Raw genomic sequence first — 21,499 nt, forward strand, 5'->3', positions numbered from 1 at the left:
ATGCGTATGCGGGTCTTGGAGATCAGCGTAGGTGCCTTTATTCTGGCAGGGATTCTGGCGTTGATCGGTCTGGCACTGAATGTCAGTGGCTTGAGTATGTCCTCAGGAGGCAATACCTATACGGTATACGCACGTTTTGAGAATATCGGTGGTCTGACACCGCGAGCGAAAGTGACGATGTCCGGCGTGACCATCGGTCAGGTGACCAGTATTGAGCTGGACCATAACCAGTTGGTCGCCCGGGTGGCGATGGATATTAACAGTGATGTTGATTTTCTCTCCACTGACAGCTCTGCTGCTATTCTGACCGCGGGTCTGCTGGGTGAGCAGTATATCGGTGTGACGGTAGGTGCTGAGGAAGAGTACCTGCAGAACGGCGATTACATTGAGGATACGCAGTCAGCGCTGGTACTGGAGGAGCTGATTGGCAAATTCCTGTTTAATGAGGTGAGCGAATGATGATGGCGACAATAGCAAAGCGCAGTGGTCACTGGTTGCTGGCGCTGACGATGTTGCTGGTACCGGTTGCGCAGGCTGATGAGTCTAAGGGCTGGAATGAAGCCAGTGCTGTAATCGAGGGGGCAACCCGCGATGTTATTCAGTTAATGGAAGATAAAACCCTGCTGGAAGAGTCGGCTGAAGACCTGCTGATTGCTGAGGTTGATAAAGTGCTGTCACCGGTAGTGGACTTCAGCTACATCGCCAAGGGTGTGATGGGCAAATACTACCGTAAGGCAAATGATGCCGAGCGTGAGCGCTTTGCTGAAGTATTTAAAACCACGCTGCTGAAAACCTACGCCAAGGCGCTGGTCGGCTTTAAGATTGAAAAGTACGCGCTGGTGCCGCCACGGGGTGAGAGCCCGCACGAAGACAAGCAGATCGTCAGTGTTGATGTGTTTGCTGCGGATGGCTCCAAATACACGCTGATCTACTACATGCGTAAGCAGGAACAGAGCTGGATGCTGGTGAATGCGGTACTGGATGGCAGTATCAATATCCGTCTCAGCTTCAAGAACCAGTTTGCGGAGATGATGCAGGAGCATCGCGGTGATGTTTCTAAAGTGATTGCCAGTTGGAAAGATAAGGTCGATCCGGGTAAGGAGAGTGCCTGATGGCCAGCGTCCGGCTTGAAGCAGAGCAGACGATCCGTCTTGATGGTGAGCTTAAATTCCCGGTGATCGTCGCTGTGCGTAAACAGGTAGAGCAGATGCTGTCAGGCCTTGATGGCGATGTGAATCTGGACTTTGCTGGAGTGACCGCGGCGGATAGTTCCGCGCTCTCTTTCTGGCTCTGTTGCCTGCGTTTTGCTAACGGTAATGGCACCCGCCTGCATGCACTGAACTTGTCTGAAGAATTGCGCGGCATTGTCCGTCTGGTCGGGCTTGAGAAACAGATTGCGTAAATTAACGCGGATCTGCTAATAAGGCGATGCTTGGCATCGCCTTTTTTGTCTCGATCCGTTATTATTTCCGCCTTATTTTTTATCTTGAAGTGTTCGATCAGGAGCTTTGAATGCAGGCTGAACAGGTTAAGCAGATTCTGGAGTCGCAACTGGAAAATTGTACAGTGACTACCGCTGGGGAAGGTTGTGATTTTCAGGTCACCGTTGTCGGTGAACTTTTTGAAGGGCTGCGCCCGGTTAAGTGCCAGCAACTGGTTTACTCTTGCCTGAATGAGTATATCGCCGACGGAAGTATTCACGCCCTGACCATCAAGACATACACGCCCGCGCAGTGGCAAGCCGCGCAGAACTGATCACATCTGACTGGATTGACCATGGATAAACTGATTATTACGGGCGGCGAGCAGCTCCGGGGTGAAGTGCGTATCTCCGGTGCAAAAAACTCTGCGCTGCCGATTCTGGCTGCAACACTGCTTGCATCTGAGCCGGTTACCGTCTGTAACCTGCCGCATCTGCACGATATCACCACCATGCTGGAACTGCTTCGTCGTATGGGCGTGGAGCTGGTGATCGATGAAAAACTCAATGTTGAGATCGATGCGGGAACGATTAAAAAGCTGGTCGCACCTTATGAACTGGTGAAAACCATGCGTGCTTCCATCCTCGTGCTGGGGCCAATGGTTGCGCACTTTGGTGAAGCTGAAGTCTCTCTGCCCGGGGGTTGTGCGATCGGTTCACGACCGGTTGATCTGCATATTCAGGGTCTGCAGGCGATGGGGGCTGAAGTTGTGGTTGAAAACGGCTATATCCGTGCAACCACCAATGGCGGTCGCCTGAAAGGTGCCCGGGTGTTCTTTGATACCGTGACTGTGACCGGTACCGAAAACATTCTGATGGCAGCGACTCTGGCTGATGGTCAGAGCATCATTGAAAACGCCGCACGTGAACCTGAAGTTGTCGATCTGGCGGAGTGCCTGATCGCCATGGGCGCGGATATCAGTGGTCATGGTACCGATACGATTGTCGTTAACGGTGTCGAAAAACTGCATGGCTGCACCTTCCCGGTTGTGGCTGACCGTATTGAAACCGGCACCTTCCTGACGGCCGTGGCGGCGACCCGTGGCAAGGTTAAAGTGAAGAACACTTCACCGGCGATTCTTGATGCCGTGCTGAAAAAGCTGGAAGAGGCTGGCGCGCATATCACTACCGGTGATGACTGGATCGAGCTGGATATGAAAGGCCAGCGGCCGAAAGCGGTGAATATTACCACCGCCCCTTATCCGGCTTTCCCGACTGATATGCAGGCTCAGTTCTCTGCGATGAACGCCGTTTCGGAAGGGGTCAGTATCCTTAAGGAAACGATTTTTGAAAACCGTTTTATGCACATGCAGGAGATGATCCGCATGGGCGCCAAGATCAATATCGATGGCAACACCGCAGTGGTTGAAGGCGTTGAGCGCCTGCAGGCTGCACCGGTTATGGCAACAGACCTGCGTGCTTCTGCCAGCCTGGTGATTGCGGCGCTGGTGGCCGACGGTGATACCGTAATCGATCGTATCTACCATATCGATCGTGGTTATGAATGTATTGAAGAAAAACTACAGTTATTGGGCGCGCGCATTAAGCGTGTACCAGGTTAAACAACGGGTGTAAAAACGCTATGAAGCAGCAACTTACGATTGCACTGTCTAAAGGACGTATCCTCAAAGAAACTCTGCCACTGCTGGCTGAGGCGGACATTGTTCCGGCTGAGGATATTCATAGCAGCCGTAAACTGATCTTCGATACCAACCATGACAACATCAAACTGGTAGTGATTCGTGCTACCGATGTGCCGACCTACGTTGAGTACGGTGGTGCGGATATGGGTATCGCAGGTAAGGATGTTCTGCTTGAGCATGGTTCAGCGGGTCTGTATGAACCGCTGGATCTGAAAATCTCCAAGTGCCGGCTGATGGTGGCCGGGCCGAAAGATGCACAGCCGGTTGAAGGGCGAATGAAAGTCGCGAGTAAATTCGTCAATGTGACCCGCGACTACTTTGCCAAGCAGGGCTGTCAGGTCGATATCATTAAACTCTACGGCGCAATGGAGCTGGCACCGCTGATGGGGCTGGCTGACCGGATTGTGGATATCGTTGATACCGGTAATACCCTGCGCGCCAACGGTCTTGAGCCGATGGAAGAGATTGCAGATATCAGCTCCCGTCTGGTGGTGGGTCAACCATCCATGAAAATGAAGTATCGTCAGATCCAGCCGATTCTGGACAAGCTGGCGGCAGCAGTAGCGCGCCGTGAAGCGGAGGTGTCAGCATGAGTGAAGTAACCATTACCCGTCTGGATAAAGCGCAGGCGGATTTCAGTGAGAAGCTGGATAAGCTGCTGGCATGGGAATCGGTATCCGACGATAAGGTTAACCAGATCGTCAATGAGATCCTGCAGCGGGTACGCAGCGAAGGTGATGCGGCGCTGATCGAATACACCAACCGTTTTGATCACACTCAGGTTGAGTCGATGGCTCAGCTTGAGATGAGCCGTGAGCGTTTGCAACAGGCGCTGGATAATCTGCCTCAGGCACAGCGTGATGCGCTGGAAGTAGCGGCACAGCGTGTTCGTAGCTACCACGAGCGGCAGAAGGGTGAATCCTGGCAGTACACTGAAGCCGATGGCACGATGCTGGGCCAGAAGGTAACGCCAATGGACCGTGTTGGTCTGTATGTACCGGGCGGTAAGGCTGCTTACCCTTCATCTGTACTGATGAATGCGATGCCGGCCAAAGTGGCGGGTGTAGGTGAAATCATTATGGTTGTGCCAACGCCGGGTGGTGAGGTCAACGAGCTGGTACTGGCGGCAGCCTGTCTGGCGGGTGTTGACCGGGTCTTCTGCGTAGGTGGTGCTCAGGCGGTTGCCGCGCTGGCTTACGGGACAGAAACCGTACCTCAGGTGGATAAGATTGTCGGCCCGGGTAATATCTTTGTTGCCACGGCGAAGCGTGCCGTATTTGGTGCAGTTGGCATCGATATGATCGCTGGCCCTTCCGAGATTCTGGTTGTCTGTGATGGCGATACTGACCCGGACTGGGTGGCGATGGACCTGTTCTCTCAGGCAGAGCATGACGAAGATGCGCAGTCGATTCTGGTCTCTCCGGATGCGGAGTTCATCGACGCGGTGGATGCCAGTATTCAGAAGTTGCTGCCAACCATGGAGCGTAAAGAGATTATTGAGACGTCGCTGCGTCTGCGTGCTGCACTGATCAAGGTAGCGGATATGGATGAGGCGGCTGAAGTTGCTAACCGGATTGCACCTGAGCACCTTGAATTGTCGGTTGCTGATCCGGAAGCGATGTTGCCGAAGATCCGTCATGCCGGTGCGATCTTTATGGGCCGCTACACGGCTGAAGCGCTGGGTGATTACTGTGCCGGGCCTAACCACGTGCTGCCGACTTCCGGCACTGCACGTTTCTCATCACCGCTGGGTGTGTATGATTTCCAGAAGCGCTCATCCCTGATTATGTTCTCGGCTGACGGCGCTTCAGAGATGGGTAAAGTCGCATCTGTGCTGGCACGGGGTGAGAGTCTCACGGCCCACGCCCGCTCTGCTGAGTACCGGATTAAAGACTAAGCGGGCCACCGGCCTGCCGCAGGGCCTGTTACCTCTGGGTGGCAGGCCCCATACCTTCCTCATAAAAGACGCAACCGCCTTTACCTTTCTGCTTCGCCTGATACATTGCAATATCTGCGTGGCGTACCATTTCATCCGCATCCAGACTACTGCTGACGGCAACACCGATACTGGCGCTCGGGATCACCTCTTCGCTGTTGATCAGCATCGGCTGGCGGATCTGCTCGAGCAGGCGCTGTGTAATACGGTGCATATCAGGCAGTGAGTGTTCGGTGGATTCAGAGATAATGATGGTAAACTCATCGCCGCCGATCCGGGCGACCAGATCAGTATCGCGCAGGGATAGCTGAAGCCGTTGAGCGACCTCACGTAACAGCAGGTCACCACCACGGTGGCCGAAGCGGTCATTGACCGGTTTCAGGTTATCCAGATCGATAAAGATCAGAGCAACTTCAAGGTCATAACGCTGCGCTTTCTTCAGGGTGTAGTCGAGCCGGTCATTAAAGGTGGAGCGGTTAGCCAGCCCAGTCAGGGAATCGAAATGGGCCAGTTGTGTCAGTCGCTTCTCGGTGGCTTTGCTCTCAGAGATATCCCGGCAGATGACGCTGAAAGATGAGTTGCCGCCCTGACGGGTTTTCAGCACACTGATCTTAACCGGGAAACTGCGTCCGCTGAGTGATACCCCGGTCAGATACAGGTTGTCAGCAACATGGTCTTTCGTGCCGGCGAAAAACTGATCTTCAAACAGCTTGTTGCTGTCCATCTCTTCAATTAACTGAAGGAAGTTATACAGATCCGGGTAGTCATAGATCTCAAACATCCGCTCCGCTGCGGCGTTGAGTTTTTGTAGCTGACCGTGGCTGTCGAGGATCATGATCCCTTCAGGTGACAGCTCAAAGATTGACAGTATCTGTTCTTCGGCCTGGCTCAGTTCGCGGACGGTGCGTTGTAGTTTACGTGCCTGACGTTTCAGTGAATTCTCCCGGCGCAGGATCTCCGAAACATCGTAGACATGAATCAGACAGTAATGTTTGCCCTCTGCGCTGAGGCGCGAAAGGATCAGTTTCTGTTCGATATATTCATGTTTCCGTTCCAGCGAAAACAGCGGCAGGGGATGACGATGAATGGTGTTTGAGAGAATCGAGGAGAGGCCCATCTCCACGGTTTGCCGTGCACGGCTGATCAGATAACTTTCCGGTTTCAGATTGAGTGCGTCGAACAGGGTTTGTCCGCTGATCTGCTGAAACGGAATGCCGCTGTGCTGGGCCATCCAGTCATTCCAGAAACAGACATTCAACTGATCATCCAGCAAGATCACACCGGCTTGCAGCTTATCCAGTACCTGATCCAGAATCGGGAGGGGTGGGGCTTGTGTACTCATCCGCTTACACCATCTGGTTGTAAAAATTATCCAGCTCGGCGGCGAGCATGCGTGCCGAGTCAGCGGTCATAACATAGGTGATACTGCCGTTTACCTGACCTGCGGGCAGGGAGAAGGTAACCTGCATAATCAGGGCGACCGGATCATCCTCAGAACTGACCCGGGCCAGATCCAGTACTTGCTCGCAGGTGCCGGTGACCATCTTCGGGATACCGCTTTCCAGTGTGGAGCCCAGCATGTCAGAGATAGAACCAAAGCAGGCGTTGAGGATGATATTAGCCACCTCTTTCAGCGCATCCTGTTCCATCTCGGTGAGTTCATCGAGCGGTATATTGCTGCCCAGCAGGCGCTGAACCAGCTCGAAACTGCTGCGCTCACTGAAAACCAGAAAGGAGACGCCGGAGAAGCGCCCGGTGAAGACCTGTTCAACCGCCTCAACCTTTTCTGCGGTAAAACGCTGCAGGCTGGCTGCAGCCTCGTCAAACTTGCTGCAGCTAATTTTGGGAACGCACAGGTCGACCTCTTCGTTGACCATTTCGCTGAGTACCGAAGCGGCTTTACCGACGCCGATATTGAACAGTTCGGTCAGGGTATCGAGCTGAGTTGGGGTCAGTTGCTGGCTCATCCTTTACTCCTGGAAAAAGGCCATCACCTTCTCTTCGTTAAGCGGTTTCGCGATAAATTGCAGGCCAATACTTTCGGATTTTTCCTGAGTGCTTTTCTGCACGTTGGCGGTGAACAGGCCGATCTGCGCGTCGGGCTGGATTTCACGAATCTGAGGGTAAGCTTCAATGCCAGTCATGCCGGGCATATTGTGATCGAGAGTGATGTAGTCGAATAGTTGCTCTGTGCACAGCTCCAGAGCCTGATCCGCGTTTTCGGCTTCACTGATCAGCCAGTTGCTGTGATGGGTAGAGATAATCTTGGAGATCATCATTCTGGAAAGACGACTGTCGTCGACAACAAGGACGCTGCGTACTGGGTCCATACAAGTACCTGTCTCTGAACTTCGGCCACACCGTGAGGCCGTGCTACAAATAATAGCAGTGTTGGCGGGTTAGTGTGAGAAAATGTGCTAAAGCCCACCTTACTGTGGGGTTAATGGCGAAGATTATAACCGACAGCCGGCGTGCCGCTAAGTTTAATTTTTAACCACCGCTTTTCGGTCTTTCACCGATCTGAGTGGGGAATGTCAGCTCGCGTCCGTCACGTAATACACTCACCTGTACCGTTTCACCGGGGCGGTAACGGGCAATCTGAGACATCGATTTGCGGCCGTCCATAATGGCCTGATCATTAATGGCCAGCATGATATCACCGGGCTGCAGTCCGGCGCGGTGGGCCGGGCCATCGCGAAATACGCCGGCAATAATCAGCCCCTGCATTTTGTTCAGTCCGAAGGATTCCGCCAGCCGGGGAGTAAGTTCCTGAATCTCTATCCCCAGCCAGCCGCGAATAACACGGCCGTGTCTGATCAGATCCTCCATTACCTGACGGGTCAGGTCTGACGGGATGGCAAAGCCAATACCCTGAGAACCACCAGATTTGGAGAAGATGGCGGTATTAATACCGATCAGGTTGCCGTAGGCATCGACCAGAGCGCCGCCGGAGTTGCCCGGATTAATCGCAGCATCGGTCTGAATGAAGTCTTCATAGGTATTCAGGCCGACGCTGTTCCGCCCGGTGGCACTGATAATCCCCATGGTGACGGTCTGCCCGACGCCGAACGGATTGCCGATGGCCAGTACAACGTCGCCGACCTGATGGCCTTCTGACTGACTCAGCGTGATGCTGGGCAGATCATTGAGGTCGACTTTAAGCACCGCCAGATCGGTGTCAGGATCGCTGCCGATGACTTCGGCCATTGCTTCGCGGCCATCTTTCAGAGCGACGACGATGCTGTCAGCGCCGCTGATGACGTGATTATTGGTAACGATGTATCCCTGAGCGCTGAGAATAACACCGGAACCGAGGCTGGACTGAATCCGTTCCCGCTGCGGAATACTTTCTGAATCGAAAAAGTTGCGAAAGAACGGGTCGTTGAAAAGCGGATGGACCTGCTGTCTGACCACGGTGCGGGTATAGATATTGACGACAGCCGGAGCTGCGATCTCAACGGCCCGGGCGTAAGAAACCGGGCCTTCTCCCAGACCGCGGTTCAGAGGGCGGCTGGATTCACGGAACTCAATGGTCGGGTTCTGTGAATTGAGCAGATCGGGGAACAACTGCAGTAGCAGAATGGCGACCAGAACACCGGACAGTACCGGCCAGAAAAGAAAACTTAATTTACGCATCGATGTGTAGTCGCTCCGCTTGATCCAGCATAGAATTATACGATGTATGCAGCCTTTGTGAATGGATAAGAAAACAATGTCGGTAAAACTTTCAGACCTTATGAGCTATCTCGATCAGCGACTGACGCCGGAGCGGTTTCGTGACTACTGCCCGAATGGTTTGCAGATCGAAGGTAAAGCGGAAGTCAGCCGCCTGATCAGTGGTGTTACCGCCTCACAGGACCTGCTGGATGCTGCGGTGGAGCAGGGCGCCGATGCGATTCTGGTGCACCATGGTTTTTTCTGGAAGGGTGAGAATAGCTGTATCAGCGGGATTAAAAAGAAGCGGATAAAAACCCTGCTTGAGCACGATATCAGCCTGATTGCCTATCACCTTCCGCTGGATGCGCATCCGGAAGTGGGCAATAACGCGCAGTTGGCTAAGCTGCTTGGTATTACTGTTCAGGGTGGGCTGGAGCCGGACAACCCGCTGAGTGTCGGGAATGTGGGTGAGCTGGCGGAGGCGGTCAGTGCAGCAGAGCTGGCACAGCGGATCGCTTCGGCTCTGCAGCGCGAGCCGTTGCATATCAGCGGGGGCGAACATCTGATTAAGCGGCTGGCCTGGTGTACCGGCGGGGCGCAGGGGTACATTGAAAAAGCGGTGGAGCTGGGTGTGGATGCTTACCTGTCTGGTGAGATATCGGAGCCGACCTATCACAGCGCCCGTGAGAACGGGATTCACTATTTTGCAGCGGGTCATCATGCGACTGAGCGCTATGGGGCTAAAGCGTTGGGTGAAGAGCTGGCGCAGACGTTTAATCTGCAGCACCAGTTTATTGATATCGACAATCCGGTTTGATTTGCATAATCCTCAGGCCGTGTGAATACACAGCCTGATGGTCGCGAGTGCTGCGATGTGCGTTTGCCGCTCAGGAGGCCGCAGCGCTCTCTTTCTTTTCGGTTGCTGTACTGTCGGCCGGAGTGTCTGACGCGGTGTCTGCATCGGCGTCTTCAGCCTTCTCTTTGAGACCAAAGGTTTCAGACAGTGTGCCTTCCTCCTCCGGTGCCTTAGGTGCGTAGTCCCGCGGCGGTTCTGCGCCGCTCTCTTCCGTTTTCTCGGTTTCGGCAGGGGCAGGTTCAGTTGCACCTTCTTCCAGTTTCGGAGTCATGGCCGGCTCCAGTGCCATATCGATTGCGCCCGGCTGGCAAAGGCCCTGAGCGCCGCTTGCCAGGTGTTCATGCACCTCTTTGTAGCTCTGAGTCAGACCGTTAACCAGTTGCGCTGTTTTTTCAAAATGTCCGGTCACTTCAGACCGGTAGCTTTCCAGTTCCCGCTTCGCGTCTTCCAACTGCTCGGCCAGTTCCGCCTGACGGCCGCTGCCGCCTCCCGAGCGCCCTAACAGGTAGCCGATTACAGCACCTACTACCAACGCCACAATGCTGATAAGCCAGATATTTTCCACAGAGACTCCTTAATCGTTATAGCCAGGGAGGATTACCGGGCTACAAGCATAAAACAAATAGGATTATCTGCCTATGCCTTATCGACAGGGCAGCATTTTATCAGGCGCTGGATCAGGAAACGGGCTGATTAGCTGGTGCTGGTGTTGCGGTTATTCTGCACGGCGAGTTGGAGCTGATTAAGGTAATCAATCTGTTCCTTAAGGATGGCGCGGGCTGTCTGACTGTCGCGCTGCTCGATGGCCTGCAGCAGACGCTGGTGCTGATCGATAATCACTTCTCGCTGGCGAAACCGGTAAGTGATCATATTGGCGACCGGCTGCAGGGCTTCGATCTGGGTATACATAATGAAACTCAGCATCGGATTGTGACTGGCATCGGCCAGAGCCCGGTGAAGTTCGACATCGGCAGCACAGAACTGCTCCGGACTGATACCGGAGTCCAGTTGGGTGGCAAGTGCCTGCTGCATTTTCTGCAGATCTTCATCCGTGCGTTGTGCACAGGCGAGGTCGGCGCAAATCGCTTCCAGTTCATACCGGGCGCGGCTCAGATCGTCCATCTCAATCTGATTCATGCTGACAAACAGTGTGGCCGCGGTGGTGAGCTGATCGCTCAGTTCATCGGCCCCGAGGTGGTTTACAAAGGTGCCGCCGCTGGGGCCACGGCGTGAACGGATAAGATTTTTAGCCGCGAGCCTTTTTAGTGCCTCACGTATGGTGGGTCTGGAAACCTGAAACCTTTTGGCCAGCTCATCTTCGGTCGGCAGGCGGTCGTCCGCTTTCAGGCTGCCTTCAAGTATGGCTTCCTGTAACTGGTCTGCTACCTGTTTCGACAGGCTGGAACGGTTGATCGGTTCTAGTTCGAGGCTCACTGCGGCTCCTGAATAAGATGGGTCTGAAATACTGGTCTATTCTACTCTAAACCCTAATTCAGCATAAGAGATTGCACTGTTATTTAGAGTATCATATATTTGTATGACAAATTAACAAATAAGTCGAGTGGTTACGCAGATGGGTACGTTCAAAGCACTGGTACTGAATCAGGAAGAGGGTCAAACAAGCGCAGAGGTGAAGGAGCTTACGCTGAATGAGCTGCCTGCCGAGGAAGTTCTGATTAAGGTTGATTACTCCTCTCTGAACTATAAAGATGGCCTGGCGGTAACAGGCAAGGGCAAGATCATCCGCAATTTTCCGATGGTGCCGGGGATCGATCTGGTGGGCACTGTCGAAGAGAGTGCCGATCAGCGTTACAGCGCAGGCGACCGAGTGATCCTGACCGGCTGGGGAGTCGGTGAAAACTACTGGGGCGGCTATGCTCAGTATGCGCGCCTGAAGGCGGACTGGCTGGTGCCACTTCCAGCTGAAATGGATGCGCTGCGCAGCATGCAGATCGGCACCGCTGGTCTGACAGCGATGCTCTGTGTGATGGGGCTGGAAGAGGGGGGCGTAACCCCGGATAAAGGACCTGTGATTGTCAGCGGCGCGGCAGGCGGTGTCGGCAGTGTTGCGGTATCAATTCTGGCGGGGCTTGGGTATCAGGTGACTGCGATTACCGGCCGCCCGGAAACTGAAGCTTATTTACGTGAGCTCGGTGCCAGTGAGGTAATCAGCCGGGCAGAGATGGCGGAACCGGCCAGACCTCTTGAGAAACAGCGTTGGGCCGGTGCGGTTGATACGGTGGGTGATACCATTCTGGCGCGAATTCTGGCAGAAACGGATTACAACGGTGTCGTCACCGCGTGCGGTCTGGCCGCTGGTTTCAAGCTGCCAACCACGGTTATGCCGTTTATTCTGCGTAATGTGCGTCTGCAGGGTATCGATTCAGTTATGTGCCCTTATGAGCGCAGGCAGCAGGCCTGGCAGCGTTTGCTGACCCAACTGCCGGAAAACGCGCTGGGCGAGATCGCCCAGCTGATCAGCCTGGATCAGGTTCCTGATTACGCTGAGCGGATCACCAACGGTCAGGTGAAAGGCCGTGTGGTGGTTGATCTGAACCGCTGACAGTCCCGGGCTAAAGGTTCCTGCCCGGTGCAGGGGCCTTTAGCCATAGACTCCGTCAGTGCGTGGCCGAATCAGAATCGGCGTGTAGTGCAGCAGAAACAGTAGCCAGGCGAGAATCCACAGGCTGCCTGAGAGGTGCAGTGTGGCCAGATAGGGTAGTGGCAACAGGCTGATACTGATTCGCAGCAGGGCGGAAAGCAACAGCAGGATAAAAGCACTGACCACCATGGGCCCGATAACCAGAGAGCGGCCGGTGTGCCCCAGTGAGACCCGCGCCATCATTCCCAGTGTCAGGCAGCCTATGCCTCCGGCGGCAAACGCATGAAAACCGATGGAGCGCGATACCAGCGCCCACTCACTGAGTCCGTACAGGGCAAAGCCCACTCCGATAAACAGATACCCCAGTTGCAGAATCCAGACCAGTGGGGTGGAAAATATCCGCAGGTCGAACCAGCCCGCCAGGCGCAGAAGATGGACGGCGGCGAGCAACAGGCTCAGCGCAGCGATCAGGTCCTTGTAGGGGCTCAGGCTGATCAGGGCCCAGCTCAGTGTCAGAGGGATAATGGCCTTTTCCAGAAGACTGAACTTTCGACAGCGGACGCCTGTTACGCCGCGTTCAGTAAAAAACGGGATGACCCGGCCGCCAAGAATACTGATTACCACCACAACCAGAAACAGTGCCAGTTGAATACCGCTGTCGGCACTCTGCCCGGTAATCCCCAGGAGCTGCAGATGGATCATCAGGTTGGCGGCAAAGAACCCGAGCATAATCACCACAAACACCAGATTCCGGTAGTTACGGCTGCGCAGGATCGGCCAGGCCAGGCTGAGTGTCAGCAGGGGCAGGAAACTCAGATCGATCAGTGCAACCCATTCTATGCTGACAGCGGGGAAAAATGGCAGCAACCGGGCGCTCAGCCAGAGCAGAAACAGAGCGCCAAGGGGCCAGCCATGCAGAGTCTGAACCTGTGTCCAGTTGCGTACAGCGGTCAGAAGAAAACCGGCGATCACCGCCAGCGTATAGCCGAACAGCATTTCATGGGCGTGCCAGTAGACTGCGTAGCGGTAGTAGTGGGGCTGATACCCGCTGCTGTAGAACACTAACCAGCAGCCGATCAGCACTGCTGCGGCAATGGCTGAGCCCAGAAAGAACGGGCGAAACCCAAGATTAAACAACGAGAAGGGAGGTGGGGATTTACGCTCCTGAAGCTGGATCATCGGATTCTCCTCTGCTGGTTCAGCGATGATATACTGTGTGCCGGAAATTATATTATGTATAAAAAATACATCTTAATAAATGGGGTTGGCCGATTTTTCTGTCCGAACCCCCTTTAACTGGAGATATCAGTGCGACAACTTATCCTTGGTGGGGCGCGTTCCGGTAAGAGCCGGATAGCTCAGGAACGGGCGGCTGCAACCACCAGTCCGGTGATTTATATTGCTACCGCCCGGGTCGGAGATACTGAGATGGAACAACGTATTGAGTTGCACCGTCAGAACCGTCCTGCTGAGTGGCAGGTGCTCGAAGTACCTGAGGCGCTGCCTGCTGAGTTGAAGCGTCTCAGTGGGCAGGGCTGCACCGTGCTGGTGGACTGTCTGACCCTCTGGTTGACCAATCTGCTGTTACAGAGCGAACAGACCATGCAACAGGGCATGGCTGAACTGACCGGGGCGGTTGCGCAGTTTCAGGGGGATTTGATTCTGGTGTCTAACGAAGTGGGCTGGGGGATCGTGCCGATGGGCGAGCTGAGTCGTCAGTTTCAGGATAATACCGGGCGTTTGCATCAGGATCTGGCTGCGCTGGTTGAACGGGTGACGCTGAGTGTTGCCGGTATAGCGTTAGAGGTTAAAGGGGGAGAGTGATGCCAGCCACAAACTGGAGCGGGATTAAGGCTAAGCCATTGAATGCAGAAATCAGGGCTGCTGCGCTGCAGCGTCAGCAGAATCTGACCAAGCCGCCGGGCTCTCTGGGTCAGCTTGAATCGCTGGCTGTTTCTCTGGCAGCCATGCAGGGGCGGGAGTGTCCGCGCTGTGATCGTATCGCGATTCGCATTTTTGCCGCAGATCATGGCGTTGCCGCCAGTGGAGTGTCTGCGTTTCCTCAGGAAGTCACCGCACAGATGGTATTGAATTTTGCGGCAGGTGGCGCTGCGGTGGCGGTTCTGGCCCGGTCATTACAGGCCGATTTTGCGGTGATTAATCTCGGAACCGTGGTGCCGGTGCAGGCGTCGGGTGTGGTGGATCGGGTTATTGCACCACAAACCGCCAATATGACAGAAAGCCCTGCGATGAGCCCGGAACAGCTCGAACAGGCTCTGGCTGTGGGCCGGGAAGCGCTGCTGGATGTTGCATCAGGCGGAGCAGAGTTATTTATCGCCGGGGAGATGGGGATTGCCAATACCACCGCCGCCTCAGCCTTAACGGCGCATGCGCTGAAGCTTCGCGGCAGTGATGTTGCGGGCCCGGGTACCGGCGTGGCCGGTGAAACCCTGCAACATAAAGCCAGCGTGATTGATCAGGCACTGCAACTGCATGCAGCGGAGATCGATTCACCTCTGCAGCGCTTACGCTGTCTGGGGGGATTTGAGATTGCCGCCATGGTCGGGGCCTATCTGAGTGCTGCTGAACAGGGCATCGCTGTGCTGGTGGATGGTTTTATCAGTACCGTTGCCGCTTATATCGCCTGTGAAGTTTGTCCACAGGCGCGGAACTGGATGATATTTGGTCACTGTTCTGCAGAGCCTTTCCATCAACAGTTGCTGCAACAGTTACAGGCTGAGCCGTTGCTGGATCTGCAGATGCGTCTGGGAGAAGGCAGCGGCGCTGCAGTAGCAGCAGGGCTCCTGAGAACGGCCTGTGAGCTGCACGGCGGCATGGCGACCTTCGCCGATGCGGGTGTCAGTGAGGGCGGATCGGGTGCATAAAATTGTTGATCTTCTGCGTCACGGCGAGCCTGAGCTGCAAGGGGTTTATCTGGGGCGCACGGATTCACCACTGAGCGAGCATGGACGACAAACGAGTGCTGAAGCGATGCAGAGCGGTGACTGGGATCTGGTGATCAGCTCTCCGCTGCAACGTTGCCGGGAGAGCGCTTCGTGCTGGGCAGAGTGTCACGACAGGCCGTTGCTGTTGCTGGAATCGTTACAGGAATATGATTTCGGTGAATGGGATGGAGAGCCCTGTGACCGGGTCTACGCGCAGTACCCCGAAGCAGTGGAACATTTCTGGCGTGATCCGCTAAACTATCCGCCCCCTGCGGCTGAGCCGCTGGCTGACTTTTGCGCCCGGCTGGACGCGGTTCAACGCTTTATCCACAGCCGGGAGGAACAACGTATTCTGGTTGTGACCCACGGCGGGGTCATTCGCGGGCTGATTGCAGCAGTGCTGGGGGTGGCTCCGGCAAACTGGAGCAGGATAAAAGTGGACTATTCTCGCCTGACTCGTCTAAGGTTTGATTATGACTCAGAGCAGGTTTGGCCTCAGTTACTCCACTGCAACGTGAAAGCGCTCTCTGACGACACGCCATAATTAAGGGCATTGAATGAAGTACACCGAAACGCTGAAGAACATCCACCGTAGCCTTGATCGGCTGGGCGATCTGCCCGTGTTCAGTGCCACCGTTAACCGCATCCAGCAGATCAGCGCTTCAGAAGAGAGCGACGCCATGGCGCTGGCCATGGCGATTATGAAGGACGCCAGTCTTTCTGCCCGGTTATTGAAACTCGCTAACTCACCGGTTTACAAAAGGGGGCAGGGCAATATCTCTGTCGTCTCCCGCGCGGTGGTGCTGATGGGGTTCAATCAGATCAAGAATATCTGTCTCACCCTGAAACTGATCGAGAGCTTCCATGACGAACATCCTGATCTGGATGTGCCGGGCATGATGATGCGTCAATTTCTCAGTGCCAACATCGCCAAAGAGCTGGCGATGCGCGGGCGGCAGAATGTTGATCCTGAGGAAGCCTACATCGGAGCGCTATTGTTTGGTCTGGGTGAAATCATGGTGGCCTGCACGTTGCCGGATCAGTACCGCAAGATGCTGCGCCTGAAACAACAGGGAGAAAAAAAGTGGCCGCTGATTCAGGCAGAGGTGCTGGGCATCAGTTTCTGCGAACTGGGCCGGGAGATGGCTGCTGGCTGGGGCTATCCTAAGCAGGTGCTGAGCATCATGTCGCCGGTGGATATACAGCATCTGGATGAACGCAGTGATATGCTCTCCTGCCTACCGTTTCTGAGTAATGGTCTGGTCCAGCAGATCTACGGACAGGATCCGCAGAATGAGCAGCCATTCGATCAACTGGTGGATGCTATCTCCAATGTAGGCAATATCCCCCATGATGATGTGGCCGAAGTCACCCTGCAGTGTTTCCGTCAGGTGGCTAAGGTCAGTCGTACTTATGGCCTGAAAACCAAAGCGCTGATCCCTGAGTTTTCAGAGAGTGGTAACGTAGCCAAGGACGATATCGTCCGTCAGTTGGCGTTTCTTGCCCGCAGTGAAGCCGAAGAGATTGAGGCGGAGTCTGAGCCGGAGCCGGTGATGGAAGATCACAGTGCGGGCCAGCGCAGTGCGGAGCAACTGGATTACCTTAACCGTCTGACCGCGCTGATAGCTTCTGAGGGCAAGATCCATGAAGTGTTTAAACTGGTGGTGGAGGCGATTCGTCATTGCAGCCAGTTCGATCGCAGTATGCTCTGCCTGCTGGATAAATCACGCATGAAACTGTCGGTTAAAATGCTTGAGGGAGAGTCTACCGAGCCGTTGCAAACTTACTTTGAGCGAAGCAAAAACGGCAGGGCTGATGATCTGTTCTTCCGGGTTCTGGATAAGCAGGTCACGCTGCTGGTAAATGATCTGGACGAGGAGGGCTGGCGCAAACGTCTGCCTGAGCAGTTTGTTAAATCCGTGGGCTGTCAGGGTTTTGTACTGATTCCCCTGACCATGGGCAAGCGGGTTATCGGTATGTTGTATGCGGATCGTCTGGCCACTCATGGGCCGATCTCCGAAGAGGACTTTAACACTTTCAGTCACTTTGCCACCCAGACCCGACTGGCGTTGATGTACGCCGACAGCAAAACCCGTCAGGTCTGAGTTAACGAAATTACTCTGTCATACCCCGGACGAAGGATTTGGTGTCTTCCCAGGCCTCTTTACTGACTTCGACACCTGAATCGATCACTTCACCCCCGGTTTCGACCACGGTTTTTGCACCGGATTCGGTGGAGCAGACTGCGCGCTGCGCCATGCATTTTGATTTACAGCCCATTGCGGCTGCGTCGTCGTTAAAGTGCAGTACAGAGCATTTGGCCTCGCACAGGCTTTGCTCCGAAGCGCAGTCGGCCAGGGCGACAGGTGATAGCAGCAGGACCAGAACGGCGAACAAAGGTCTTAACATCGGGTTCTCCAGCGTTGTGCTGCCTCCGAGCAGGACAACGGTTTACTTTGGTTAACGTTTGTCTTTCGGCCGCCAGAGAATCTCCTGGCAGCCCTGTTGTTTAACAATCAGCCGGCTGGCTACGAACAGCAGATCGGACAGCCGGTTGAGGTAAGCCAGAATCAGCGGGCTGAGGTCCGTATCGCGCTGTTGTGCCAGAGCCAGACAGTGGCGCTCTGCCCGTCGGCAGATACAGCGGGCCATATGGCAATGACTGGCTGCTATGCAGCCCCCGGGAAGAATAAACTCCTGTAAGGGCTCAAGCGATGCGTTCCACTGATCCAGGCGGGATTCCAGAAAGTCGATCTCTGATTGCTCAATTACCCGATAGCCGGGATCAGCGATGGCCACCTCGCCACCCAGATCAAAAAGCTGATGCTGAATGCCGGCAAGTGTTTCCGCGACCGGTCCGCTCGATTCAAGACTGCTGATGACCAGACCAATGGCACTGTTCAGTTCATCGACCTCGCCAATCAGATGAATTCGGGGCTCGGTTTTAGCGATTCTCTGACCATTACCGAGAGAGGTAGTTCCCTGATCCCCGCGGCGGGTATAGATTTTACTCAGACGATTACTCATAACTGGATCCGTTGATCATAGTGGCTGGCTCAGGCTTTATACCAGCTTAAGTTTGAGCAGTAGAGCTGTTTTTCGCTTGCTGCAACCGGTGTATCCGGTTCAGATAGCGGCGGCTGACGGGTACGTTGATCTGCTGTTGCTCGGCCAGATCACAGATGTAGCCGGTGATGTAATCGATCTCGGTAGTGCGGCCGTGGCGAATATCCTGATGCATGGAGGAGTAATTGTTGGCCGTCATCTCAGCAACCTGACAAGCCTGCTCTACCAGCGGGGCTTCGAACAGCTCGATGTTCAGGGCTTCTGCCACGGCCTCAACCTCATGGCAGATGGCTATCATCTCACTGAGGTAGTCCGGGTTAGTGATCAGCTCACCATTACTGCACTGGAATACTGCGGTCAGAGGGTTGATTGCGCAGTTGATGGCCAGTTTACGCCACAGGGTGTTGCGAATCTCCGGGTCAATCTCCAGTTGAAGAAAGCCACCCTGCAGTTCTGTTAACCAGGGCATCAGTTGCTGCGCTGAACCGATCCGGGTGATACCCCGACCGGCATGGACCACCTCGAACGGTGTTTGTAGCCAGGCACCTTCGGTCGTGGATGCCCAGGCGACCTCGGCGTTAGGAAGCTGATCAGAGACCCATTGATGGCTGCCCATACCATTTTGCAGAACGATGATTTTTGGCCGGGCAGTCAGTCGATGAAGTATGCTGTTGAAGGCAAGTTCAGTGTCCGGTGCTTTGGTACAGATCAGTAGCTGACTGACAGGTGTCTCTGCTGTGGCCAGCTCCGCGCTCGCAGGAAAGCACTGCTGATCGAGCCGGATCCCCGCGCCTTCAGAAAATTGCCCGAGACGTTGCGGCGTGCGCAGGATCAACCGGGCCTGAAAACCCAGATCGATCAGGTTGCAGGCCCAGAGGTTGCCAATCGCCCCTGCACCCAGGATGTGCCACATTTTTTCCATCAGATCCTCCGGTCAGCATATTCTGACGTGAAAAGGGGTGAGCGGTCAGCTAAAATCGGCAAAAATTATCAGGAGAGAAAGAATGCCATCGTTCGATATTGTATCCGAATTGGATATGCATGAGGTGACAAATGCGGTCGATCAGGCCCGGCGTGAGCTGGATATGCGCTATGACTTCAAAGGTGTTGAAGCCAGTTTTGAACTGAATGACAGTGCGGTGGTAATGCAGGCCGAGGTGGACTTTCAGTTACAGCAGATGCTTGAAGTGCTGCGTACCAAGATGACCGGACGCAAGATCGATGTCCGTTGTCTGGAAATAAAACCGGCAGAAAAGGCGAATATGCGTGCGCGTCAGGAAGTGATTCTGCGCCAGGGACTGGACCAGCCGCTGGCGAAGAAAATAGTTAAACTGATCAAAGATAAGAAACTGAAAGTTCAGTCGCAGATTCAGGGCGAGCAGGTCCGGGTGACCGGCAAAAAGCGTGATGATCTGCAGAGCGTCATGGCGATGCTGCGCGAAGCTGAACTGGAACTGCCGTTACAGTTCAACAACTTCCGCGACTAAACATGCCCTGGCCTGATGTGGGTCTTCGCATCAGGCTTCCCGTTCCAGACAATCCAGCAGGAACAGCTCCCTGACCAGCTCCTGAGAGGGTGGCTGCGCCAGATCCTCCACACAGATTGCGCCGTTTTGCAGTTTCTTATGCAGGGTTTCGCCCTGCCAGTTAACGACCGGAACGCCGGTGGGGCGGTGAATAATGCGCAGGTAAGGGTTCTGGCGTTCGAGCCAGGCATCAATCAAATAAGTCATTTTGTGCTCCCTGACGATTAGATGATCAGAGAATACCGGCTATTTTGATAAATGTAAATGATAATGATTATTATTTAATTCGTGGTGCGTTTGGTTTGTAGCTGATGGGTTGTTGTATCTGTATCGTTGCCGGCCGCCCGGTTTGCCCCGGCTGCCAGCCAGACCAGTATCAGTACCGGTAGCCCCAGCAGGGCAACGCCGGTAAAGAACACCGGGTAGTCATACTGATCGACAAAACCGCCTGAGAACCCGCCGAGAAACTTCGGAAAGAGCAGCATCACTGAGCTGAACAGGGCGTACTGGGTAGCGGAGTACTGTATGTTGGTCAGGCTCGACAGGTAGGCAACAAAGGCCGCCGTGGCAATTCCGCCGCTGAGGTTATCCAGCGAGATAACCAGCGTCAGGGCCGCAGTGTTATTCCCCAGCGTCGCTAACCAGGCAAACAGCAGATTGGTCAGGGCGACCAGCAGCGCACCGATAAACATAATCCGCATCACCCCGAAGCGGTTAACCAGAATACCGCCCAGTCCGGCGCCAACAATGGTCATGATTACGCCGTAGATCTTGATGATCTGTGCAATCTCCTCTTTGCTGAACCCCATATCCACATAAAAAACGTTAGCGATGATTCCGAGCATGACATCAGAGATGCGGTAAGTACCGATCAGGGCGAGAATAATCAGGGCATGGGAGCCATAACGGCGGATGAAATCGATAAAGGGGCAGAGAATAGCTACGTAGCCCCAGCCGATGAAACGTGCCAGCAGGTCGGGCAGATGTGCGTAGCGTTCACTGAAACCGATGATCCGCGCCTGCTGCTCACGGGTTTCCTCATCCATCTCCACGCTGTCCGGTTCGTTCACGATCAGGGTGGTGATCAGACCGACCAGCATCAGGCCTGCCATCACCAGATAAGCAACCCGCCAGGCCTGCAGATTGTAAACGGCGGAATCGGTTGAAGCCCAGGCTGCCAGCGCCAGCGCTCCGGCGCCGGCGACAATCATCGCCAGCCGGTAGCCTGCCATATACGTGGCCGCCATCGCGGCCTGCAGGCGCTCTGCGGCGGATTCGATCCGGTAGGCATCAATAACGATATCCTGTGTCGCGGAGCAGAATGCAACTACCAGAGCGAGAATCGCCATGAGCCGGAGATTAGCGTGTGGGTCGGAGAACGCCAGCCCGGCCAGGCCTGCAGCCAGCCCCAGTTGCGACAGCAGCAACCAGCTACGCCGTCTGCCCAGTGTTTTGCTCAGCAGTGGCAGGGGCAGCCGGTCAACCAGTGGCGCCCATAGCCATTTAAAGCCGTAGGCGAGACCGACCCAGGAAAAATAGGTGATCAGGCTGCGCTCAACCCCGGCTTCGCGAAGCCAGAACGAGAGCGTGCCGAAGACCAGCAGCAGGGGTAGCCCGGAGGAGAAACCAAAAAACAGCAGGGTGAGCGCGCGTGGATGGGTATAAACCTTGATGGCGTTAAGCCATGATTCCTGCTTGGGATCTACCGGGGACATATCAACAAAAACGCCTTCCATGAAGTAAGGGGTCATTGTCCCCTGATGCAGGAAAATAGGCAATGGCACGGGA

The 21,499-nt window shown here is 54.8% G+C and carries 26 protein-coding genes; 14 read left to right on the forward strand and 12 right to left on the reverse strand.

Features of this window, described 5'->3' with window-relative positions; all coding sequences use genetic code 11:
• The 7 genes from mlaD (at position 1) to hisD (ending at position 5,020) form a co-directional block, all read left to right on the forward strand.
• Positions 1 to 459 carry an outer membrane lipid asymmetry maintenance protein MlaD gene (gene mlaD, locus QUD59_RS12155; RefSeq protein ID WP_286237306.1) on the forward strand — a complete coding sequence of 153 codons (459 nt, stop codon included), beginning with the start codon at positions 1 to 3 and terminating at the stop codon, positions 457 to 459.
• A gap of 2 nt (positions 460 to 461) precedes the next feature.
• Complete coding sequence (locus QUD59_RS12160) at positions 462 to 1,112, forward strand: MlaC/ttg2D family ABC transporter substrate-binding protein (RefSeq protein WP_286237308.1); 651 nt, start codon at positions 462 to 464, stop codon at positions 1,110 to 1,112.
• Entirely contained in the window at positions 1,112 to 1,402 is a 291-nt protein-coding gene (locus QUD59_RS12165) for an STAS domain-containing protein (RefSeq protein WP_286237310.1), read from the forward strand. Before QUD59_RS12160 ends, QUD59_RS12165 begins: the two co-directional genes overlap by 1 nt.
• A gap of 110 nt (positions 1,403 to 1,512) precedes the next feature.
• Positions 1,513 to 1,755, forward strand: coding sequence for a BolA family protein (locus tag QUD59_RS12170; protein ID WP_286237311.1), 243 nt, complete (start codon positions 1,513 to 1,515; stop codon positions 1,753 to 1,755).
• Positions 1,756 to 1,776: 21 nt separating this feature from the next.
• Positions 1,777 to 3,042 carry a UDP-N-acetylglucosamine 1-carboxyvinyltransferase gene (gene murA / locus QUD59_RS12175; RefSeq protein WP_286237312.1) on the forward strand — a complete coding sequence of 422 codons (1,266 nt, stop codon included), beginning with the start codon at positions 1,777 to 1,779 and terminating at the stop codon, positions 3,040 to 3,042.
• A 20-nt stretch (positions 3,043 to 3,062) separates the two neighbouring features.
• Positions 3,063 to 3,716, forward strand: a complete 654-nt coding sequence (gene hisG, locus QUD59_RS12180; RefSeq protein WP_286237313.1) for an ATP phosphoribosyltransferase — start codon at positions 3,063 to 3,065, stop codon at positions 3,714 to 3,716.
• Positions 3,713 to 5,020 (forward strand): histidinol dehydrogenase, encoded by a 1,308-nt coding sequence (gene hisD, locus QUD59_RS12185; RefSeq protein ID WP_286237314.1) that lies wholly within the window; start codon positions 3,713 to 3,715, stop codon positions 5,018 to 5,020. The genes hisG and hisD overlap by 4 nt, the downstream gene beginning before the upstream one ends.
• A gap of 28 nt (positions 5,021 to 5,048) precedes the next feature.
• Here the strand turns inward: hisD and QUD59_RS12190 are convergent, their stop codons facing one another.
• From QUD59_RS12190 to QUD59_RS12205, 4 genes are all read right to left on the reverse strand, one after another.
• Positions 5,049 to 6,401, reverse strand: a complete 1,353-nt coding sequence (locus QUD59_RS12190) for a diguanylate cyclase domain-containing protein (protein ID WP_286237315.1) — start codon at positions 6,399 to 6,401, stop codon at positions 5,049 to 5,051.
• A gap of 4 nt (positions 6,402 to 6,405) precedes the next feature.
• Complete coding sequence (locus QUD59_RS12195; RefSeq protein WP_286237316.1) at positions 6,406 to 7,026, reverse strand: chemotaxis protein CheX; 621 nt, start codon at positions 7,024 to 7,026, stop codon at positions 6,406 to 6,408.
• A gap of 3 nt (positions 7,027 to 7,029) precedes the next feature.
• The gene (locus QUD59_RS12200; RefSeq protein ID WP_286237317.1) at positions 7,030 to 7,389 is read right to left on the reverse strand and encodes a response regulator transcription factor; all 360 of its coding nucleotides are present in this window, start codon (positions 7,387 to 7,389) and stop codon (positions 7,030 to 7,032) included.
• A gap of 160 nt (positions 7,390 to 7,549) precedes the next feature.
• On the reverse strand, positions 7,550 to 8,695 hold the full coding sequence (locus QUD59_RS12205; protein ID WP_286237318.1) for a Do family serine endopeptidase: 1,146 nt from the start codon (positions 8,693 to 8,695) through the stop codon (positions 7,550 to 7,552).
• A gap of 61 nt (positions 8,696 to 8,756) precedes the next feature.
• Between QUD59_RS12205 and QUD59_RS12210 the strand changes: the two genes are divergently transcribed.
• A complete protein-coding gene (locus QUD59_RS12210) occupies positions 8,757 to 9,533 on the forward strand; it encodes a Nif3-like dinuclear metal center hexameric protein (RefSeq protein ID WP_286237320.1) in 777 nt (258 codons plus the stop codon).
• A gap of 70 nt (positions 9,534 to 9,603) precedes the next feature.
• Here the strand turns inward: QUD59_RS12210 and QUD59_RS12215 are convergent, their stop codons facing one another.
• Both QUD59_RS12215 and QUD59_RS12220 read right to left on the reverse strand, forming a co-directional pair.
• The gene (locus QUD59_RS12215) at positions 9,604 to 10,137 is read right to left on the reverse strand and encodes a Z-ring associated ZapG family protein (RefSeq protein WP_286237321.1); all 534 of its coding nucleotides are present in this window, start codon (positions 10,135 to 10,137) and stop codon (positions 9,604 to 9,606) included.
• A 128-nt stretch (positions 10,138 to 10,265) separates the two neighbouring features.
• Positions 10,266 to 11,006 (reverse strand): FadR/GntR family transcriptional regulator, encoded by a 741-nt coding sequence (locus QUD59_RS12220; protein WP_286237322.1) that lies wholly within the window; start codon positions 11,004 to 11,006, stop codon positions 10,266 to 10,268.
• Positions 11,007 to 11,145: 139 nt separating this feature from the next.
• Here QUD59_RS12220 and acuI point away from each other — a divergent pair, with 139 nt between their 5' ends.
• Complete coding sequence (gene acuI / locus QUD59_RS12225) at positions 11,146 to 12,135, forward strand: acrylyl-CoA reductase (NADPH) (protein ID WP_286237323.1); 990 nt, start codon at positions 11,146 to 11,148, stop codon at positions 12,133 to 12,135.
• 39 nt (positions 12,136 to 12,174) lie between these two features.
• Here the strand turns inward: acuI and QUD59_RS12230 are convergent, their stop codons facing one another.
• On the reverse strand, positions 12,175 to 13,353 hold the full coding sequence (locus QUD59_RS12230) for an NnrS family protein (protein WP_286237324.1): 1,179 nt from the start codon (positions 13,351 to 13,353) through the stop codon (positions 12,175 to 12,177).
• Positions 13,354 to 13,482: 129 nt separating this feature from the next.
• Here QUD59_RS12230 and cobU point away from each other — a divergent pair, with 129 nt between their 5' ends.
• From cobU to QUD59_RS12250, 4 genes are read left to right on the forward strand one after another with little or no spacing between them, the layout of a single operon-like run.
• Positions 13,483 to 13,998 (forward strand): bifunctional adenosylcobinamide kinase/adenosylcobinamide-phosphate guanylyltransferase, encoded by a 516-nt coding sequence (gene cobU / locus QUD59_RS12235; protein WP_286237325.1) that lies wholly within the window; start codon positions 13,483 to 13,485, stop codon positions 13,996 to 13,998.
• The gene (gene cobT / locus QUD59_RS12240) at positions 13,998 to 15,059 is read left to right on the forward strand and encodes a nicotinate-nucleotide--dimethylbenzimidazole phosphoribosyltransferase (RefSeq protein WP_286237326.1); all 1,062 of its coding nucleotides are present in this window, start codon (positions 13,998 to 14,000) and stop codon (positions 15,057 to 15,059) included. The genes cobU and cobT overlap by 1 nt, the downstream gene beginning before the upstream one ends.
• Complete coding sequence (locus QUD59_RS12245) at positions 15,052 to 15,663, forward strand: histidine phosphatase family protein (RefSeq protein ID WP_286237327.1); 612 nt, start codon at positions 15,052 to 15,054, stop codon at positions 15,661 to 15,663. Before cobT ends, QUD59_RS12245 begins: the two co-directional genes overlap by 8 nt.
• 13 nt (positions 15,664 to 15,676) lie before the next feature.
• Positions 15,677 to 17,224: an HDOD domain-containing protein gene (locus QUD59_RS12250; RefSeq protein WP_286237328.1), complete on the forward strand. Its 1,548-nt coding sequence runs from the start codon at positions 15,677 to 15,679 to the stop codon at positions 17,222 to 17,224.
• Positions 17,225 to 17,234: 10 nt separating this feature from the next.
• On the opposite strand, the gene QUD59_RS12255 is transcribed toward QUD59_RS12250, so the two are convergent.
• Genes QUD59_RS12255 through QUD59_RS12265 form a run of 3 tightly spaced genes read right to left on the reverse strand, consistent with a single transcriptional unit; the run spans position 17,235 to position 19,107 of the window.
• Entirely contained in the window at positions 17,235 to 17,528 is a 294-nt protein-coding gene (locus QUD59_RS12255) for a hypothetical protein (RefSeq protein ID WP_286237329.1), read from the reverse strand.
• A gap of 51 nt (positions 17,529 to 17,579) precedes the next feature.
• Entirely contained in the window at positions 17,580 to 18,146 is a 567-nt protein-coding gene (locus tag QUD59_RS12260; protein WP_286237331.1) for a cob(I)yrinic acid a,c-diamide adenosyltransferase, read from the reverse strand.
• Between the two features lie 46 nt (positions 18,147 to 18,192).
• Positions 18,193 to 19,107: a 2-dehydropantoate 2-reductase gene (locus tag QUD59_RS12265; protein WP_286237333.1), complete on the reverse strand. Its 915-nt coding sequence runs from the start codon at positions 19,105 to 19,107 to the stop codon at positions 18,193 to 18,195.
• A gap of 82 nt (positions 19,108 to 19,189) precedes the next feature.
• On the opposite strand from QUD59_RS12265, the gene QUD59_RS12270 reads away from it, so the two are divergent.
• A complete protein-coding gene (locus QUD59_RS12270; RefSeq protein WP_286237334.1) occupies positions 19,190 to 19,672 on the forward strand; it encodes a YajQ family cyclic di-GMP-binding protein in 483 nt (160 codons plus the stop codon).
• Between the two features lie 30 nt (positions 19,673 to 19,702).
• On the opposite strand, the gene QUD59_RS12275 is transcribed toward QUD59_RS12270, so the two are convergent.
• Entirely contained in the window at positions 19,703 to 19,918 is a 216-nt protein-coding gene (locus QUD59_RS12275; protein WP_286237335.1) for a PA4570 family protein, read from the reverse strand.
• A 74-nt stretch (positions 19,919 to 19,992) separates the two neighbouring features.
• Positions 19,993 to 21,426 (reverse strand): AmpG family muropeptide MFS transporter, encoded by a 1,434-nt coding sequence (locus QUD59_RS12280; protein ID WP_286241029.1) that lies wholly within the window; start codon positions 21,424 to 21,426, stop codon positions 19,993 to 19,995.
• Between the last annotated feature and the right edge of the window lie 73 nt (positions 21,427 to 21,499).

Origin of the sequence: Neptuniibacter halophilus, assembly GCF_030295765.1 — a bacterium.
Lineage (GTDB): Bacteria > Pseudomonadota > Gammaproteobacteria > Pseudomonadales > Balneatricaceae > Neptuniibacter > Neptuniibacter halophilus.